Origin of the sequence: Rhodococcus sp. ACPA4 (assembly GCF_002300185.1) — a bacterium.
Taxonomy (GTDB): Bacteria; Actinomycetota; Actinomycetes; order Mycobacteriales; family Mycobacteriaceae; genus Rhodococcus_F; species Rhodococcus_F globerula.
In genome coordinates, this window is sequence record NZ_NSDY01000001.1 from 2,257,169 (window position 1) to 2,275,008 (window position 17,840).

Here is a 17,840-nt window from a genome sequence, read left to right on the forward strand (position 1 = left end):
ATGAACCGTGGAATATCCTGGACTGCGACACTTCTCGCCATCGCCGCACTCGCACTATGTGCGGGGCAAGGCGTAGCTGTCGGCGCGATGCCGCCACCCGTCGATCCGTTGATGCTTCCCGAAGACGGCCCCGCGGCGCCACCGCAAGCCACGCAACAACGCACTCTGTGCGTCCCGGCAGTGTCGGGCGGCGACGGTGCCAATGTCCCTCCTGCCCAGCTGGCCTTGGCATTCGATGCGGTCTGGCCGATCACGACCGGCGCAGGGCAGCGTGTCGCGGTGATCGATACCGGAGTCAGCCGTCATCCCCGACTTCCCAATCTGGAACCCGGTGGCGACTACGTGGGAGCTGCCGACGGAACGGAGGATTGCGACGCCCACGGTACCGTCGTCGCTGGGTTGATCGGCGCTCAACCTGTGACTGGGTCAGGCTTCTCCGGCGCCGCACCCGGCGCGACAATCATTACGATCCGACAGTCCAGTTCGGCGTACTCCCTTGCCGGCAGCCAAGACGACCCGAACATCGCCGAGAACTCGTCGGGGTACGGAAATGTCGACACGATGGCCATGGCTGTCCGTCACGCCTCCGACATAGGAGCCACCGTCATCAACATCTCCGAAGTTGCGTGCAAGTCGGCAGCCGAGGGTATCAACGATCAACGCCTCGGTGCCGCAATCCAATACGCCGCGCTCGTCAAGGACATCGTTGTCGTGGCCGCGGCAGGAAATGTCGGATCCGGCGGCTGCAAGACCCAGAATCCCACTCCTAGCCCGCTGACACCCGATGCTGACCTGTGGAATTCGGTCAACACGCTCGCCAGCCCCGCCTGGTACGACGACTTCGTACTGACCGTCGGATCCGTCGATCCCAACGGGGCGGCAAGCTCGTTCAGCCTCGGTGGTCCCTGGGTCGATGTGGCCGCTCCCGGTACCGCAGTAGTGTCACTCCATCCCACCGAACCTGGGTTGACCAACGGAACGTACGGCCCGGACGGCTCCGTTCAAGCAATCAACGGGACAAGTTTTGCGGCGCCGTACGTCGCGGCAACCGCGGCGCTGGTTCGATCCCGATACCCGGATCTCACTGCTGCACAGGTAGTTCAGCGCATCGAGTCGACGGCGCACGCCCCGGCCGAGGGCTGGAACCCCTACGTCGGGCATGGGGTGGTCGATCCGTTGGCAGCCGTCACCGCGCTGCCGAGCGATGTCGAAACCTATCCGCTCGGTCACCACACCTCGACTCTGGCTGCGCTGCCCGTACCGCCGCCGCCGGACAACCGCGCGCGCGACGCGGCTCTCCTGGGCGTCGCGGCCGTAGGTTCGCTCGGTGTCCTCGCCCTGCTGTCATCGTTTCCGATACGTCGTGTGTTTGCAGAGCGAGGACACCGTTCACGTCGTCGCTAAACAGCAGACAGCTGAGCCTGGGGCAGATCCGCGTGCTCCGGGGGCAGATCTTCGGCCCGAGCGGAACGAACCTTGTCGATGACCATGACGCACAGCAAGGAGACAACGCCCCAGATCACAAACGTGATCAGATGCGACCCGACTGTGTCCGCGCCGAAGTACAGAATCGACCGTACCGATTCCACGGCAGCAGGCATCGGCAGGATGCCGTGGAGCACTCGGAATATCTCTGGTTCCATGTAGACCGACATCGCACCACCAGACGCCGGAACCCCGAGGAACATCAAGATTGCGACCGCCGGGATGACTGCGAGGAGCCCGAGTAGCCGTGCGAACACCGTCGTGAACAGCGCGGTACAGAAGATCGCGACGATTCCGGTTCCGAAGAGCTGCCAGAAGTGGCCGTCGATCGCTCCGACTACAGGTCCGGCAATTGTCCAGATCACGGCGGACATGAAGACCGACCACCCGGCTAGCACCGGGAGCAGAGTCCGCAACTTCATCACCGTGGGCGCAGCACTGCTCGCGACGACGATGATCATGAAGCCGGACATGATCCAGCCCATCGCAATGTACATACTGACCGTGCCGCTGGAATCGGAATCGGCAAGCGGCGCAAGATCCTGCGTGGTCAGCGGCACCTGCTGGCCCTGGGCAACCTGCGTGAAAACAGCTGCCACTGCTTGCTGCTGGCTCATGCCGGCAGCTTGGCTGGTGATCAGGGTCGCGGTCGGCGAATCGGCGGAGGGCAGTACGTATGCTGAGACAACCGTGCGGTCCTGAACGAGCTGGCGGGCTTCGTCCACCGAATCGACTGCACGCAGATCGAACAATCCGCCCAAGTTCTGTTCCAGTCCCACAACGGCCTGCTCAGCTTGCTCGCTCGAGGCGGCAACCACAGCCACCGGCATGTCACGGGGCGCCGGCTGATACATCGCTCCGAGCATGACCGAAAGCATCAGCACAACCATGGCAAACGGGAAGAACGCGAGAGTCGCGTACCGAACCTTGTTGCTGGTCGGACGTGGCCCAGCAGTCAGCGACGCCATGGACACCTCAGGCGCACCACCGTCAGGACTGCGACGACGCTTGAGCGCGTCGACGCCCAAGGTCGCGAGAAGCGCAAGCGCTGCTCCGAGCGCCAAAACGATCAGGTGCGAGCCCAGACCGTCGCCGCCGAAGTACAGCACTGATCGAAGCGCCTCACCCGTTGCCGCAGTGGGCAGGAACCCGTGCAGCGTCGCATAGATCGACGGCAGGGTGTAGACCGACATTCCCATGTTCGATGCCGGGACGCCGAGCACCATGATGAACAGCATGCCGACCAGAACCGCCATCGGCCCGAATATCCGGGTAAGGAACAACTGCACGGAACCGACGGAAAAGACAGCGAGCCAGGAGATTCCGAGAACTGCCGCCGTATGGCCCTCGACTGCACCGAGAATCGGGCCGGTGACCAACCACACGAGCGCTGCGATCAGCGCAGACCATCCGGCAAGAAGTGGTACGACTCGGCGGAATCGCAGCAGCTCCGGCGAGTTGGACAGCGTGATACTCAGCGGCATGTAGCCCGCAAGCATGAGCGCTGTGGCCATGAACATCGCCGCCAGACCAGCGGTGTCGTGGGCAGGCAGTGGAGCCAGATCCTCGACCGTCACGTTGAACCCCTGCTCCAGCACCTGTGGGGCGACAAGTCCGGTCACTGTCGAGACTTGAGCAGCACCGGCCGCACTCGCGGTGTAGACCGTTGCTGTGTCGCCGCCCGTAGCGGGCAACGACACGACGCCGGATACCTCACGGCCCAGAAGGAGTTGACGTGCCTCGTCCTCGCTACTGACTACTCGCACATCGACGGCCGACGGATCGGACGCCTCGAGCGCAGCAGCAAACTGATCGGCCTGCTGGATCGGCCCGGCCACCGCAATCGGCATGTTGTTCGGGGAAGGCGCGTGCATCGCGGCCAGATACCCCGTGATCATCATGCCGACCATCAAGAAGGGCAGCAGAATCATCGCGACATATCGGCCGATCTGCTCTTTTCGGGCTCGAGCAGCAGCAGCCTCGACTTCCGTGGGCTCGCCTGGCGGATGCTCGGTTTCCGGCGATGCGGTGGTGGTCATAGTCGAACTCCTAAATATCAAAAATTACGCTGCGCGTCTTAAAAAAATTACGCCGCATGACTTAAAATGGCAATCGGTAGAGTCGTGACGTTGATCCCACTTCCGCGGCGTCGCGCCGGAAGACCAGTCAGGGAACCAGCAAACGGAGGAAGCATGGGACAACACGGAGATCGGGTGCGGCAGTCATTGCTGGACTCGGCAGAGGAACTCTTTGCCACCCACGGCATCGACGCGGTGTCGAACCGTCACATCGCCGAACACGCAGGCAACGCCAATCACTCCGCCGTGGCCTATCACTTCGGCGGACGCGACGAACTCATCCGCGCTTTGTTGGAGCGTCACGCGACCGAGACCAAGCTGCGCCGCACACAACTCGTCGCCGTCTTGGGCGAGAACCCCGATCTCCGAGACTTGTTGAGCTGCCTCATCCTTCCGTGGACCGATCAGCTCGCATCGATGCCGCGGCCAAGCTGGCGGGCACGCCTGCTCCAACAATTGAGGTCAGTGCCATCCGGAATGGAACTCATCTCCATGATGTCGGACCCGCTGGAAGACGACCTCATCCAGCAAACGAGGGCCTTCCTCGCGGACGTGCCACCACCCGTACTGGCCGGCAGGGCCTGGATCATGGGTCGCATGGTCACGGACGTCTGCGCCCGGTACGAGTCACTGGTTCAGCAAGACTCGATCGACCCCGACTGGACGGGCTTGGCCTACTTCATCATCGACGCGGCCGTTGGCATACTTTCGGCCCCCGTCACCAGCGTCGGGGACTTTCTCAGCGCACGCACGAGCGCTAATTGACCGGCGCCGCCGGAAACGGGTCTGGCGTCATTCCGTCATGTGCAACAAGGGCATTCGATTTGTCGAGTGACGGTCCCGAAGCCAACAACTCCAACATTTGCCAAGGCGCGCGATCCGGAGGTCTCGAGAGTCCGAGCGCCTTCGCCGAATCTTCATTCGGCACTCCGTATTTCACGCCGGTATCGGCAACATAGAACACGCTGTCGCGCCGAGTGCTCTCGGTCTCGATCCCGGTCGCCTGAACAAATCCCCCCATACCCGGCGCGACGTAGGCAAAATCCAACCGATCCCCCGACCCGTCGGCCTGCGCCAGCGCAACCACCCTGGCGTCAGCGGCGATCGGCAGGTCGCTACCCACGAGCACACTCACGCTCGCGGAGCTACGCTGCGCTGCAACCGAGACCGGATCCGGTTTCCAGACAAGACAACTGACCGGAGCTACGTCTTCGTTCACCACGGTCGGAGCCAGCGCCGGGAGTGCGGCCGTGGCAAGTTCGTTCACCGAGGGAATGCGATTGATCGCATCCGGCGTCACAGTGGCCATTCCCGAGTCACCTTGAGAGTCGGAGAAGTAGATCAGTTGCGCCACAGCTGAACTGACCTTCTGTATACCGTCCTCGAGAACGACGTAATACATCATCTCGGAGCCCGTGGAGACTTGAACAACGGATCCGACTGTTTTGTCCGCCAACGGATACTGCGGCATTGTGCCCAGACCACGAATGGCCGGAGCCTGTAGCCGCGGAACCTCCGGGATCGCATTGAGCATGCCGACGCTGATCGGCCGCGGCTCGATTCCTTCAAGTCCCAATGCCCGCGTGATCGCCGGATCACCGATGTCGACAGCAGCCCGTTTCCCGTCGTAGACGAGAAAATGATCAGCACCCGAACGCACGAGAAGCGCGTGATCAGAAGGCAAGTACGACGCGACTTCCCGCAACTTCGGCTCGCCGACCAGCACCGTAGAGGCCACGGACCGATTGCCGTCGGCACCTACGGTGTCACACACCGCCCAAGGCGCATTTGTCGGATCTGCCGCCTCCGGTAGTGCCGACGGCCCACCTGGTATCCCCACCAGCGCTCCCCTAGGCTTGCCATCGATTTCGGATTCCTTCACGATCGAAGGCTTGTCAGGCGAACCGATGATCAACCTCGCAGATGCAAGGTTCAGAACCGGGTGAAATGTGCCCTCCATTGCGACAAACATTGCACCCGAGTCTTTTCCGACCACGATGGCTGCATCGGCAATCTTGTCCTGAGGCCGAAAAAGCGCAAGCACACCACACCCCGCAAGACCCAACGACGCCAGCACGATACCGACGATCAAGGCCCGCGATTGCGATCGCATCGGGTCGTGCAGCATCCGCACATCCCGCCTGACCAGTGCATGTTCCATGCGCCGAACCAGGAAGCGGTATCCGTTGACCTGCCACCGAGTTGTAGGTGTAGCAGCCATATTTCCCCCCGTACCTGTCATCCCCTGAGATGACACAGTACAGTTCCCCCGGGGGTGGAACCGTGGACAGATCACGTTTGAAGTACTGGCCGTCGTCGCACAGGATCTCGGCGCGCGAGGTCGTCAGTGCACAGGCCGTGGGTATCAGCGCAGCGTGTCTCGCCCTGTTTGCCGGACTCGAATTGCGGTGGGCAATCGCGATCGCAGCCGCCGTCGCGGTGATCCTGCTGCTGCATATCGGCGGTCGATCGATCACGACGTGGATTCGGACCGCCGTTCGATACATGCGACGGTGCCAGACCTCCAGCGGTACCATCGTGAGCTTCCAGACGCCCAGCGAGCAATCCATCGGCCTACGCGTCGACGGTTCGACGCTGGTGAGCGTCGTCGAGATCATGGCGCCGCACGACTATCTGACTCGAATCGGCCGAACGTCATTCGACGCGTCGCATGCCCTACCCACTGCGGAACTCGCAGATTGCCTTCACCAACACGATATTTCGCTCACCGGGATCGACATCGTCAGCCACGGTTTTCGGGTGGCGTCCGGAACACCGGCAACCGAGGTGTACGACCGTCTGATCGGCCCGCTACCCGCTACGGCCACCAGAATCGTCTGGCTTGCACTACGATTCGACCGAATCGAAGGCTCCGATGCCGTCGACCGCCGCGGTGGTGGCGGCGACGGAGCGGCGCGCAGCATCGCCGTCGCAACAAGCCGAGTGGTGCGGGTTCTCGAAGCTGCCGGCGCACGGGCACGCATCTTGACAGCACCCGAGATCTCCTCGTCGATCGCACAGGTCAGTCGCGGTGTGGAAGTCGCAGACGTGGCCGAAACATGGCGTTCCACACCACTTCCCGGTGTATCGAATCTCGGTTACGGAATCGAGCCGAAGGCAATTACCAAAGGCAGTCTCGCGCAGGTGTGGGCGGCCGCGACACTGGGCACCTCGGTCACCGTTCGGCTCCGGCCACGTCCCGAAACCGGACTGACGGCAGTGAGCGCCACCTGTCGATTCACGACTCGGCATCTCCCGAAAGCTGCCCCGGTCGCCGGGCTGGTATCCATGCGTGGCCGTCAACGCGATGCCCTGCTGACCAACGTGCCGACCGCGCTCACCTCGCTCGACGCCATCTCGCCTACCCGAACGATGGATGCTGCGGACCTGACCGCGCTCGAGCTCCCACTGGCGGGATGCGGACAACTCCTCGGATCCGACGATCGAGGCCAAGGCGTTGCTGCCCTCGTTGCGGGGACCGGCGTGAATATCGTCTTCGTGGCCGGGGAACTCTATCTCGCCCAACAATTGATCTTCCGTGCCGTCGCCACCGGAACCCGGGTTCTGATCCACACGGATCGACCCGAGACCTGGACACCCTTGATCGACTCGATGGGTGTCCCCGATCGCCTCCGAGTTTCCGGCCACGGGCAAGGACCGGAAGGAACCTTCAATGCCGTTGTCTTCGACGGTGTTCGAGCTCTTCCCCCGCGCGCCGGTGTCACCGCGGTCTACGTGTACGGCGATCCGGCGCAGTGGCCTGAGATCGAACCCGATCTCACGATCGTCCAGCCGAATGCCCTCGGCGATCGGATTGTCGTCGCGACCGACAAGACAAGCGTCGAACTCACGCTGGTGACCATCGCCGCCGAAACATCCTTCATCGGACGACCGCGCGCAGGGGCCGAGTTCCCGGTGTCACCGTAGCGGAGTCACCCGGGATACGCCTTCCGGCCGCGATGCTCGCGCAGTCCTCTTCCCCACCAGTCCAATTGACCGATCATCCGGTCGGCGGCATCGGTTGCGATAGCGTCCACAGTAGGATTCGGCGACCGGAATTGCTTGCGGGCCTGGTGAATACTCACGCTTTGACGCACGGAGACCATGTGCAGTTCGGCAACAACCTGCCGCAATTGTTCCGTCGCACGCAATCCTCCCGACACTCCTCCGTATGACACGAAACCGATCGGTTTCGCGCGCCATTCGTGTTTCACCGAATCGAGTGCCGTCTTCAGAGCAGCAGAATATCCATGGTTGTATTCGGGTGTGACCGCAACAACGGCGTCGGCGCGCTCGATGCGTCGACGCAATTCCTCGGCGGCCTCCGACGGCGAGAAATCGGTTGGAAGCATCAATTCGGCGAGGTCGATGACCGAGACAGACCAATTCGGTTGTTTCACGGCGCGCGCAACAAACCAATCGGCGACAGCCAAGCCGATTCGTCCCTCGCGCACGGAACCGACAATTACCTCGACGAACAGATCGGTCATGTCGTTGATGGTAACGGCGCGCCCGTCGCAGCAATCCCGGTGGTGATGAGGGCGGCAAGTTCGCGGTACGCCTGCGCGTCGTCCAGTCCGGTCGCCTTGTAGACGTCACGTTGCTGTATGCGCACCATCGTGTTCGAGGCTGCGTCAGCGACAAACGACGCGTGTACTTCGCGAAACGCGCCGGCGTCCACGCCTCGAACAATCATCTCGCGTACCCGACTCGCAGCGATCGACGTGTTCTTCTCGTACACCTGACGCGCCGACGTGGACGCCGCGAGGTCCTCCATGAACTGGTGCGATGCGGCGGAAAGCTGATCGCCGACGGCCTCGAGGTACGCGCTCACTTGCTGCAACGGATCCGCGTGAGCTGCAACCGCGTCTTCGACGGCATCGGTCGCGGTACGAAAGAAATGGACCGTGACGGCGCGCACGAGATCGTCCTTGCCGGCTGCGACGGTGTACAGGGTGCTCTTGGAGCAATGCAGGCGCGCGGCGATCTCGTCGAGAGTGAGATGCGCGAATCCTTCGTCGAGAAAAAGCGCAACCAACTGATCGAATAGCTGCACTCTGCGTGCCGTCACTCTTGCCATACTGAAAACAGTACTGCAGTATCGTTGTCAGTACTACTACAGAAACAGGAGTCGACAGTGCCGGTCGAACGTCTGATGCCCAGCCAAGAAGCTCGCGATCTCATCGAACTGACCCGAGACGTGGCAGACAAGGTCCTCGCCCCCAAGGTCAACGAGTACGAAAAGGCCGAGAAGTACCCGGATGGAGTCTTCCCCGCTCTCGGACAAGCCGGGCTCCTGAGCTTGCCGTACCCCGAGGAGTTCGGCGGCGGCGATCAGCCGTACGAGGTCTACTTGCAAGTTCTCGAAGAGATCGCCTCACGGTGGGCTGCAGTTGCCGTCGCAGTGAGCGTTCACAGCCTCTCCTGCTTCCCACTCTTCACCTTCGGCACCGACGAACAGAAGAACAAGTGGCTGCCGGACATGCTGGGCGGCAACACCATCGGCGCCTACAGCCTCTCCGAATCCCAGGCGGGATCCGACGCAGCAGCGTTGTCCTGCAAGGCTGCACCCGTCGACGGTGGATACCGCATCAACGGCAGCAAAGCCTGGATCACGAACGGCGGCAAGGCAGACTTCTACAACCTCTTCGCCCGCACCAGCGACGACGGCTCACGCGGCATCTCCTGCCTCCTGGTGGACAAGGACACCGAGGGCCTTAGCTTCGGTAAGCCCGAGGAAAAGATGGGACTGCGCGCTGTTCCCACCGCCTCTGCGAACTACGACGACGCCTTCATCCCGGACGAGCGCCTCATCGGCCAGCGCGGTCAGGGACTTCCCATCGCATTCAGCGCCCTCGACTCCGGTCGGTTGGGAATTGCGGCCGTTGCCGTCGGCATCGCCCAGGGCGCACTCGACGACGCGGTTGCCTACGCCAAGGAACGCAAGGCTTTCGGCAAGCGGATCATCGACCATCAGGGCCTCGGCTTTGTGCTCGCCGACATGGCCGCAGCCGTCGACTCCGCTCGTGCCACGTACCTCGATGCGGCCCGTCGCCGCGACGCCGGAGTGCCGTACTCCCGCAACGCCAGCGTCGCCAAGCTCATTGCCACAGACGCCGCGATGAAGGTCACGACCGACGCCGTGCAGGTATTCGGCGGCTACGGGTACACCCAGGACTTCCCGGTCGAGCGGTACATGCGTGAAGCCAAAATCACTCAGATCTTCGAGGGCACCAACCAGATTCAGCGTCTGGTCATCGCGCGCCAATTGGCGGGATAGCCGGATACGACCATTGCCCTCCCACAATGGTGGGAGGGCAATGGTGGGAGGGCAATGTCGATGAGCGCCTTCAGTCGCCGCAGCAACCGCCGGCCGACGGCAATTCGCGGGTCTCACGGGTAATCGCGTTGCGGGCCGCCAACTCCGAATAATCCGGGTAATCGACTCGCACCAACGACAAACCATGGGCCGGTGCCACCAGGATGGAACTCGACCGTGAGGATTCGTCGAGCAACCCGGCAAGCCAATCCGACGTACGACGCCCCTCACCGACGGACAGCACGGCGCCGACAAGACTCCGCACCATCGACCAACAAAACGCGTCGGCATTCACGTAGGCCGTGAACACCGTGCCCTCTTGTGTCCAGTCGAACCGCTGAAGTTCGCGTACGGTCGTCGCTCCTTCGCGGCGCTTGCAAAACGCGGCAAAGTCATGAAGTCCCAAGAGTCGCTGCGACGCTTCCTGCATCGCGGCCAGATCAAGAGCCTTCGGGTAGGAAACCATGTCACGCACACGAAGCGGTTCGACACCGAACATCGCGTTGGACACCCGGTACTCGTAATAGCGTCGCATCGCGGAGAAACGCGCGTCGAAATCGGCCGGGACGACGGAAATACTCTTGACTCGAACATCTTTCGGCAGGAACCGAGCGAGCCGCCGAACCAATCGCGACGGATCGTCCGGCAGGAGATCACCCGGCACGTCGACGTGCGCGACCTGACCACTCGCATGGACGCCGGCATCCGTCCGACCGGCGACGGTCAACTGAACGGGTTGCCGTAGAACAGTTCCCAGTTTGTCTTCGATCTCACCGCACACCGTGCGTAGATCGGTCTGCCTGGCCCAACCAGAGAAGTCGGTGCCGTCATAAGAGATATCGAGCCGCAATCGAACGAGCCCGCCGTCCCCGAGGGGGGCGGCGGGCTCGTTCGATTCAGCGTGTGCTGAAACCAAGGGAACTAGTCCTTCTTGGCCTCGGGGGCGTCGGCCGCAGTTGCGGTCTCGTCCTCGATAGCTTCGACAACTGCATCAGCGTTCTCGACCTCAGCCTCGGTCGCGTCAGCCTCTACGGCCTCGACGACGTTCTCTGCGGCGGGAGCATCCTGCGAAGCCTTGACGCGACGTGCGCGGTCAGCCTCGGAGGTGACGGTCTTTTCCTTGACGAGCTCGATGATTGCCATCGGCGCGTTGTCGCCCTTGCGGGGGATCGTCTTGATGATGCGGGTGTATCCACCGTTACGGTCCGCGTAGAACGGGCCGATCTCGGCGAACAGGGTGTGAACGACATCCTTGTTACGGATGACCTTCAGCACCTCACGACGGTGAGCCAGCGTGCCGGCCTTCGCGTGCGTGACGAGCTTCTCGGCGTACGGGCGCAGTGCCTTGGCCTTGGACTCGGTGGTGGTGATACGACCGTGCTCGAAGAGCGCGGTAGCCAGATTGGCGAAAATCGCCTTCTGGTGGGAAGCCGACCCGCCGAAGCGGGCACCCTTCTTGGGCTTGGGCATGATGATCTCCTAGTAAAGGACCTGAGCTGCTACAGCTGTTCGGTCTCGGCGTAGTCCTCGGTACCGTCGGCATCGCCGAAGGAACCGGCATCGGTGTCACTCCACGTTCCGGTGGCGGCGTCGTAGCCTGCAACGGTCGTGGGATCGAAGGATGCGGGGCTGTCCTTGAGGGACAGGCCGAGCGAATGCAGCTTGACCTTGACCTCGTCGATGGACTTCTGTCCGAAGTTGCGGATGTCGAGCAGATCGGACTCGGTACGGCCGACAAGCTCACCGACGGTGTGAACACCTTCGCGCTTGAGGCAGTTGTAGGAACGGACCGTGAGGTCCAGATCCTCGATGGGGAGTCCGAAGGAAGCGATGTGATCGGCCTCGGCGGGCGAGGGTCCGATCTCGATGCCTTCTGCTTCGACGTTCAGCTCACGGGCCAGGCCGAAGAGCTCAACCAGGGTCTTGCCCGCAGAAGCGAGCGCGTCCCGTGCGGTGATGGAGTTCTTCGTTTCCACGTCGAGAACGAGCCGATCGAAGTCGGTGCGCTGTTCGACGCGAGTGGCCTCCACCTTGTAGGTGACCTTGAGCACCGGCGAGTAGATCGAGTCGACCGGAATGCGGCCGATCTCTGCGCCGGACGCCTTGTTCTGGACGGCGGGGACATAGCCACGACCGCGCTCGACTACGAGCTCGATCTCCAGCTTGCCCTTGTCGTTCAGGGTGGCGATGTGCAGATCAGGGTTGTTCACGATGACGCCGGCCGGGGGCACGATGTCGCCTGCGGTAACAGCGCCGGGGCCCTGCTTGCGGACGTACATGGTGACCGGCTCGTCCTCTTCGGAGCTCACGACGAGGCCCTTGAGGTTCAGGATGATGTCAGTGACGTCTTCCTTCACTCCGGGGACCGTGGTGAACTCGTGGAGAACGCCGTCGATGCGGATGCTGGTGACAGCAGCGCCGGGGATCGACGAGAGCAGCGTGCGGCGCAGCGAATTGCCGAGCGTGTACCCGAAACCTGGCTCCAGGGGCTCGATGACGAACTTCGAGCGGTTATCAGCGATGACCTCTTCGGTCAACGTGGGTCGCTGAGAAATGAGCATGGTATTTCCTCCTGTACGGACGTCCACTATTTGACGCCCACGATGGGAAAGGGCCTGCGACCCCGTGCGCCTTTCCGGTAGTCGGAACTACCGGAAAGGCGCACAGGGCGCGGAGCACCTTACTTCGAGTAGTACTCGACGATGAGCTGTTCCTGCAGAGCAATGTCGATCTGCGCACGCTCGGGAAGCTGGTGAACCAGGATCCGCAGACGCGAGCCGACAACCTGCAGCCACGCGGGAACCGGGCGATCGCCAACGGTCTCACGGGCAACCTGGAACGGAAGCGTTGCGAGCGACTTCTCCTTGACATCGATGATGTCGTACTGCGAGACGCGGTAGCTCGGGATGTCGACCTTCTTGTTGTTCACGAGAAGGTGACCGTGCGTGACCAGCTGACGTGCCTGACGGCGCGTGCGAGCGAGGCCTGCGCGGTACACGACGTTGTCGAGACGCGACTCCAGGATGGTGAGCAGGTTCTCGCCGGTCTTACCGGGGCGGTTGTTCGCCTCCTTGTAGTACAGACGGAACTGCTTCTCCATGACGCCGTAGGTGAAGCGAGCCTTCTGCTTCTCCTGCAGCTGGAGCAGGTACTCGCTCTCCTTGATACGCGCGCGGCCGTGCTGTCCGGGCGGGTACGGGCGACGCTCGAATGCCTGGTCGCCTCCAACGAGGTCGACGCGCAGACGACGCGACTTGCGGGTGATGGGTCCGGTATAACGTGCCATGATTTTCTACCTATTCCTTCCCGCTTATACCCGACGCCGCTTGGGCGGACGGCAGCCGTTGTGCGGCTGGGGAGTTACATCGGAAATGGTGCCGACCTCGAGGCCTGCGGCCTGGAGCGAACGAATCGCGGTCTCGCGACCCGAACCCGGTCCCTTGACGAAGACGTCAACCTTCTTGACACCATGCTCCTGCGCCTTGCGGGCAGCGCTCTCAGCAGCAAGCTGAGCGGCGAAGGGCGTCGACTTACGCGAACCCTTGAAGCCGACGTGTCCCGAGGACGCCCAGGAAATGACATTTCCAGCGGGGTCCGTGATGGACACGATGGTGTTGTTGAAGGTGCTCTTGATGTGAGCGGCGCCGTGCGGGATGTTCTTCTTATCCCTGCGACGCGTCTTCTGGGTCTTCTTCGGACCGGTGCTACGTGACTTCGGGGGCATTACTTCGCCTTCTTCTTGCCGGCAATGGTGCGCTTCGGACCCTTACGGGTACGGGCGTTGGTCTTGGTGCGCTGACCACGCACGGGCAGACCACGACGGTGGCGCAGGCCCTGGTAGCAGCCGATCTCGATCTTGCGACGGATGTCGGCCTGAACCTCGCGGCGAAGGTCACCCTCAACCTTGAGCGACTCCTCGATGTACTCGCGGAGCTTTGCCAGGTCCTCGTCCGAGAGGTCCTTGCTCCGGAGATCCGGGTTGACGCCGGTGGCGTCAAGGATTTCCTTGGAGCGGGTACGGCCGATGCCGTAGATGTATGTCAGTGCGATCTCCATGCGCTTTTCGCGAGGAAGATCAACACCAGAGAGACGTGCCATGTTGGCATTTCCTATCGGTGTGCGGAGGTCTGCTCCCAGCCCATCCCCTGTGCCTCTTGCCGAGTAACCACGTCCGAGAACGTGGCTGGTCTCATCAACTAACTCAGTGGGGCCCCGGCCTCCGTGCCGGGGGTGAACCATTGTCCGACCCTGTCGATCGGTAAACGATCGCGTGGGGTCTCGTCAACAATGGCTGGTACTGGAAGGTCTTCTTTGCTTGTTGCCAAGCAGATCTTCGAAAAGCTAGATCTAGCCCTGACGCTGCTTGTGACGCAGGTTCTCGCAGATCACCATGACCCGACCGTTACGGCGGATCACTTTGCACTTTTCGCAGATCTTCTTGACGCTCGGCTGAACCTTCACGTCTTCTGATCTCCTGTTTTGTCGCAGCCTGCCAAAGCGAACCCCGGCAGACGTACTTCTCCCTGACCCAGGTCAGATCCGGGAAGTTCGTTACTTGTAGCGGTAAACGATGCGTCCGCGCGACAAATCGTAGGGCGAGAGCTCTACGACAACGCGATCTTCCGGGAGGATGCGAATGTAGTGCTGACGCATCTTTCCGCTGATGTGGGCGAGGACCTTGTGGCCATTCTCGAGCTCAATGCGGAACATCGCATTGGGCAGCGGCTCGACTACTCGTCCTTCGACCTCGATGGCCCCGTCTTTCTTAGCCATATCCTCCGCGATCCGTTTGGTTTGGCATGCTTCGTGCATCGGCTTCCGTTACATTGGCACGCAATGGTTTCTTCATCGACATGATTTTTACATCGACTCGGTGCGTTGTTCCCCGTAGCGGCAGTCCTACACACACAAGCTGTCGACACGCATGGCGCACCGCCTAGCTATGTTACGCGAAGAGAACGACCAGGCCAAATGCGCCTCCCCTACGGCAGCGCATCTGGGCGGCAATCCATGCCTCCGCGGCCACCGAACCAGCAACCGAAAAAGTCCCGACCCCTTGCGGGACCGGGACTTCTCGAAGAGCGAATCACTCTTGCTGTCAACACTTGTCGAGCGTTGGAGCCGAAAACTACTCCGGTCGCAGCGTCAGAATTCGCGGGCCGTCCGCCGTGACAGCAACAGTGTGCTCCCAGTGAGCAGCACGCGAACCGTCGGTGGTCACCACAGTCCAGTCGTCATCGAGAATCACGGTATCCGTGGTCCCGAGCGTCAACATCGGCTCGATTGCCAGGCAAGATCCGATCACCAACTCGGGCCCCTTGCCCGGGGCACCTTCGTTGGCCAGGAACGGATCCATGTGCATCTCACGGCCGATACCGTGACCGCCGTAGCCGTCGACGATTCCGTATGAACGGCCGTGTAGCTTCTCGGCGGCCTGGGTGCCGAGCTCGATGGCGTGCGAAACGTCTGTCAGACGGTTGCCTGCGATCATCGCCGCAATGCCGGCTTCCATGGACAATCGAGTTGCTTCGCTCAGATCCTGATCGGCTGCACTTATCTCACCGACACCGAACGTCCACGCGGAGTCTCCGTGCCAACCCTCGAGGATCGCGCCGCAGTCGATGGACACCAGGTCACCCTCGGCGAGGACGTCCTGCGCCGACGGGATTCCGTGAACAACCCGGTCGTTGACCGAAGAACAGATCGAACCGGTGAAACCGTTGTAGCCGAGGAAGGACGGCACCGCACCCGCATCGCGGATGACAGATTCGGCGACCGCATCCAATTCCAGGGTGCTGACACCGGGCTTTGCCGCAGCGCGTACCGCCACCAACGCCGAACCCACGATTGCGCCGGCCGCAGCCATTGCGTCGAGTTCGCCCGCGGAGCGGAACGGAACAACCTTGCGTTTACGCCCGAAAACCATTACTTACCCAGCGCTGCCAGTGCGCGAGCGTTGACTTCTTCGACCTCGCCGATCGCGTCGACGGAGACGATGCTGCCCTTGTAGTAGTCGAACAGCGGCGACGTCTCGTCGCGGTAGACCCGGAGGCGGTTGCGAATCACGTCCTCGGTGTCGTCTGCTCGGCCACGGGCGAGCATTCGCTCCACCACGATGTCCTCGTCGACGACGAAGGAAAGCACACCGTCGAGCTTCGTATCGAGATCCTTCAGGATGCCTTCGAGGGCTTCCGCCTGATCGACCGAGCGCGGGAATCCGTCGAGCAGGAATCCGTTGGCGGCGTCCGGCTCGGCAACGCGTGCCTTCACCATGTCATTGGTGATCGAGCTGGGAACAAGCTCACCGGCGTCGATGAACTTCTTCGCTTCCACGCCGAGCGGGGTGGACTGACCGATGTTGGCTCGGAAGAGGTCACCCGTCGAGATATGGGGAACACCGAACTTCTCGGACAGGATCGCGGCCTGGGTGCCCTTGCCGGCACCGGGAGGACCAAGGAGGACAAGTCTCACTTGAGGAACCCTTCATAGTTGCGCTGCATTAGCTGACTCTCGATCTGCTTCACGGTGTCCAGACCGACGCTGACCATGATCAGCACCGCGGTGCCACCGAACGGCAGGTTCTGCGCGCCGCCGCCATTCCCGATGTCGAGGAACAGATTGGGCAGAACAGCAATGGTGCCAAGGTAGATCGCACCCGGAAGGGTGATGCGACTCAGCACGTAGTTGAGATAGTCCGCGGTCGGCTGACCGGGACGAATACCTGGAATGAATCCACCGAACTTCTTCATCTCGTCGGCGCGCTCTTCTGGATTGAAGGTGATCGCGACGTAGAAGTACGTGAAGAACACGATAAGACCGAAGTAGATCAGGATGTACACCGGGTTGGCGGGATTGACCAAGTAGGTGTTGATGATTCGCTGCCACCAACTGGGGTCGACCGCAGTGCTGGCCGACGTGAGCTGCGCAATCAGGTTGGGCAGGTACAGCAGCGACGACGCGAAGATCACCGGGATGACACCGGCCTGGTTGACCTTGAGCGGCAGGTACGTCGACGAGCCGCCGTACATCTTGCGTCCCACCATGCGCTTGGCGTACTGGACGGGAATTCGACGCTGGCCCTGCTCGACGAAGACGACGCCGGCAATGATCAAGAGAGCTGCAAAGCAGACGAGTGCAAAGACGAGGCCACCACGGCTGTCCAGAATGGCCTTGCCTTCGGAGGGGATACGCGAGGCGATACCGGCGAAGATGAGGAGCGACATGCCGTTACCGACGCCCCGTTCGGTGATGAGCTCACCGAACCACATGACGAGTGCGGCGCCGGCCGTCATGACCAGGACAAGAATGATCAAGCCGAAGATCGACTTGTCGGCGATGATGTCGTCACAGCCTTGCAGTAGCTGTCCCCTAGCTGCGAGCGCAACGATGCCCGTCGACTGAAGCACAGCCAAAGCGATGGAGAGATAGCGCGTGTACTGCGTCATCTTGGCCTGACCCGACTGGCCCTCCTTGCGAAGCTCCTCGAACTTCGGGATGACCACGGTCAGCAGCTGAACGATAATGCTGGCGGTGATGTACGGCATGATGCCGATCGCAAACACCGACAACTGGAGTAGCGCACCACCGGAGAACAAGTTGATCAGCGAGTAGATGCCCGCCGAGTCACCAGAGTTAGCTATGTCGATGCACTCACGCACTCTGGCGTAGTCGACACCAGGTGACGGAAGCACTGCGCCGACCCGGTAGAGGGCTACCAGGCCGAGGGTGAATAGGATCTTCCGCCTCAGGTCGGGTGTCCTGAGGGCCGAAACGAAGGCGGAAAGCAAAGATCCTCCTGGCACGACGGTTGGGGGCAGATCTTTTGACCTGCCGAACTTCAGAACTCTAACAGTCAATTTATGGGAACTAAACGAGCCGACCACGAAACTCGGGTAAGCCGAAGATACAACCAGTGTGCCTGACCCGGTCGACGGGGCCACACTTTCGGGACGAACAGC

The 17,840-nt window shown here is 61.9% G+C and carries 19 protein-coding genes; 4 read left to right on the top strand and 15 right to left on the bottom strand.

What is annotated here, in order from left to right:
- Positions 1–1,404 carry a type VII secretion-associated serine protease mycosin gene (mycP, locus tag CJ178_RS10315; protein ID WP_095886653.1) on the top strand — a complete coding sequence of 468 codons (1,404 nt, stop codon included), beginning with the start codon at positions 1–3 and terminating at the stop codon, positions 1,402–1,404.
- On the opposite strand, the gene CJ178_RS10320 is transcribed toward mycP, so the two are convergent.
- Positions 1,401–3,524 (bottom strand): ABC transporter permease, encoded by a 2,124-nt coding sequence (locus CJ178_RS10320; protein ID WP_095886654.1) that lies wholly within the window; start codon positions 3,522–3,524, stop codon positions 1,401–1,403. The two genes, mycP and CJ178_RS10320, sit on opposite strands and share 4 nt — an antisense overlap.
- A gap of 153 nt (positions 3,525–3,677) precedes the next feature.
- Between CJ178_RS10320 and CJ178_RS10325 the strand changes: the two genes are divergently transcribed.
- The gene (locus CJ178_RS10325; RefSeq protein ID WP_045070810.1) at positions 3,678–4,328 is read left to right on the top strand and encodes a TetR/AcrR family transcriptional regulator; all 651 of its coding nucleotides are present in this window, start codon (positions 3,678–3,680) and stop codon (positions 4,326–4,328) included.
- Here CJ178_RS10325 and eccB read toward each other — a convergent pair.
- A complete protein-coding gene (gene eccB / locus CJ178_RS10330; protein WP_095886655.1) occupies positions 4,321–5,784 on the bottom strand; it encodes a type VII secretion protein EccB in 1,464 nt (487 codons plus the stop codon). The two genes, CJ178_RS10325 and eccB, sit on opposite strands and share 8 nt — an antisense overlap.
- A 62-nt stretch (positions 5,785–5,846) precedes the next feature.
- Here eccB and eccE point away from each other — a divergent pair, with 62 nt between their 5' ends.
- Positions 5,847–7,490, top strand: coding sequence for a type VII secretion protein EccE (gene eccE, locus CJ178_RS10335; protein ID WP_095887925.1), 1,644 nt, complete (start codon positions 5,847–5,849; stop codon positions 7,488–7,490).
- Between the two features lie 5 nt (positions 7,491–7,495).
- Here eccE and CJ178_RS10340 read toward each other — a convergent pair whose 3' ends face one another.
- Positions 7,496–8,053, bottom strand: coding sequence for an NADPH-dependent FMN reductase (locus tag CJ178_RS10340; RefSeq protein ID WP_095886656.1), 558 nt, complete (start codon positions 8,051–8,053; stop codon positions 7,496–7,498).
- The gene (locus CJ178_RS10345) at positions 8,050–8,643 is read right to left on the bottom strand and encodes a TetR/AcrR family transcriptional regulator (RefSeq protein WP_033231357.1); all 594 of its coding nucleotides are present in this window, start codon (positions 8,641–8,643) and stop codon (positions 8,050–8,052) included. Before CJ178_RS10345 ends, CJ178_RS10340 begins: the two co-directional genes overlap by 4 nt.
- A 57-nt stretch (positions 8,644–8,700) precedes the next feature.
- On the opposite strand from CJ178_RS10345, the gene CJ178_RS10350 reads away from it, so the two are divergent.
- Positions 8,701–9,843, top strand: coding sequence for an acyl-CoA dehydrogenase family protein (locus CJ178_RS10350; protein ID WP_033231358.1), 1,143 nt, complete (start codon positions 8,701–8,703; stop codon positions 9,841–9,843).
- Positions 9,844–9,913: 70 nt separating this feature from the next.
- On the opposite strand, the gene truA is transcribed toward CJ178_RS10350, so the two are convergent.
- The 11 genes from truA to secY form a co-directional block, all read right to left on the bottom strand.
- Entirely contained in the window at positions 9,914–10,798 is an 885-nt protein-coding gene (truA, locus tag CJ178_RS10355; protein WP_095886657.1) for a tRNA pseudouridine(38-40) synthase TruA, read from the bottom strand.
- A gap of 5 nt (positions 10,799–10,803) precedes the next feature.
- Positions 10,804–11,352, bottom strand: a complete 549-nt coding sequence (gene rplQ / locus CJ178_RS10360) for a 50S ribosomal protein L17 (protein ID WP_033231360.1) — start codon at positions 11,350–11,352, stop codon at positions 10,804–10,806.
- A gap of 29 nt (positions 11,353–11,381) precedes the next feature.
- Positions 11,382–12,443, bottom strand: coding sequence for a DNA-directed RNA polymerase subunit alpha (locus CJ178_RS10365; RefSeq protein ID WP_033231361.1), 1,062 nt, complete (start codon positions 12,441–12,443; stop codon positions 11,382–11,384).
- A gap of 119 nt (positions 12,444–12,562) precedes the next feature.
- The gene (rpsD, locus tag CJ178_RS10370; RefSeq protein ID WP_033231362.1) at positions 12,563–13,168 is read right to left on the bottom strand and encodes a 30S ribosomal protein S4; all 606 of its coding nucleotides are present in this window, start codon (positions 13,166–13,168) and stop codon (positions 12,563–12,565) included.
- Positions 13,169–13,192: 24 nt separating this feature from the next.
- The gene (rpsK, locus tag CJ178_RS10375) at positions 13,193–13,606 is read right to left on the bottom strand and encodes a 30S ribosomal protein S11 (protein WP_003940683.1); all 414 of its coding nucleotides are present in this window, start codon (positions 13,604–13,606) and stop codon (positions 13,193–13,195) included.
- Positions 13,606–13,980 carry a 30S ribosomal protein S13 gene (gene rpsM / locus CJ178_RS10380; RefSeq protein WP_033231363.1) on the bottom strand — a complete coding sequence of 125 codons (375 nt, stop codon included), beginning with the start codon at positions 13,978–13,980 and terminating at the stop codon, positions 13,606–13,608. Before rpsM ends, rpsK begins: the two co-directional genes overlap by 1 nt.
- 249 nt (positions 13,981–14,229) lie before the next feature.
- Positions 14,230–14,343 (bottom strand): 50S ribosomal protein L36, encoded by a 114-nt coding sequence (rpmJ, locus tag CJ178_RS10385; RefSeq protein ID WP_003938068.1) that lies wholly within the window; start codon positions 14,341–14,343, stop codon positions 14,230–14,232.
- A 90-nt stretch (positions 14,344–14,433) separates the two neighbouring features.
- Complete coding sequence (gene infA / locus CJ178_RS10390; protein ID WP_003418601.1) at positions 14,434–14,655, bottom strand: translation initiation factor IF-1; 222 nt, start codon at positions 14,653–14,655, stop codon at positions 14,434–14,436.
- Positions 14,656–15,010: 355 nt separating this feature from the next.
- The gene (gene map / locus CJ178_RS10395; protein WP_033231364.1) at positions 15,011–15,808 is read right to left on the bottom strand and encodes a type I methionyl aminopeptidase; all 798 of its coding nucleotides are present in this window, start codon (positions 15,806–15,808) and stop codon (positions 15,011–15,013) included.
- Positions 15,808–16,353, bottom strand: coding sequence for an adenylate kinase (locus CJ178_RS10400; protein WP_045070823.1), 546 nt, complete (start codon positions 16,351–16,353; stop codon positions 15,808–15,810). Before CJ178_RS10400 ends, map begins: the two co-directional genes overlap by 1 nt.
- Complete coding sequence (secY, locus tag CJ178_RS10405; protein WP_033231366.1) at positions 16,350–17,669, bottom strand: preprotein translocase subunit SecY; 1,320 nt, start codon at positions 17,667–17,669, stop codon at positions 16,350–16,352. The genes CJ178_RS10400 and secY overlap by 4 nt, the downstream gene beginning before the upstream one ends.
- Positions 17,670–17,840: the final 171 nt, after the last annotated feature.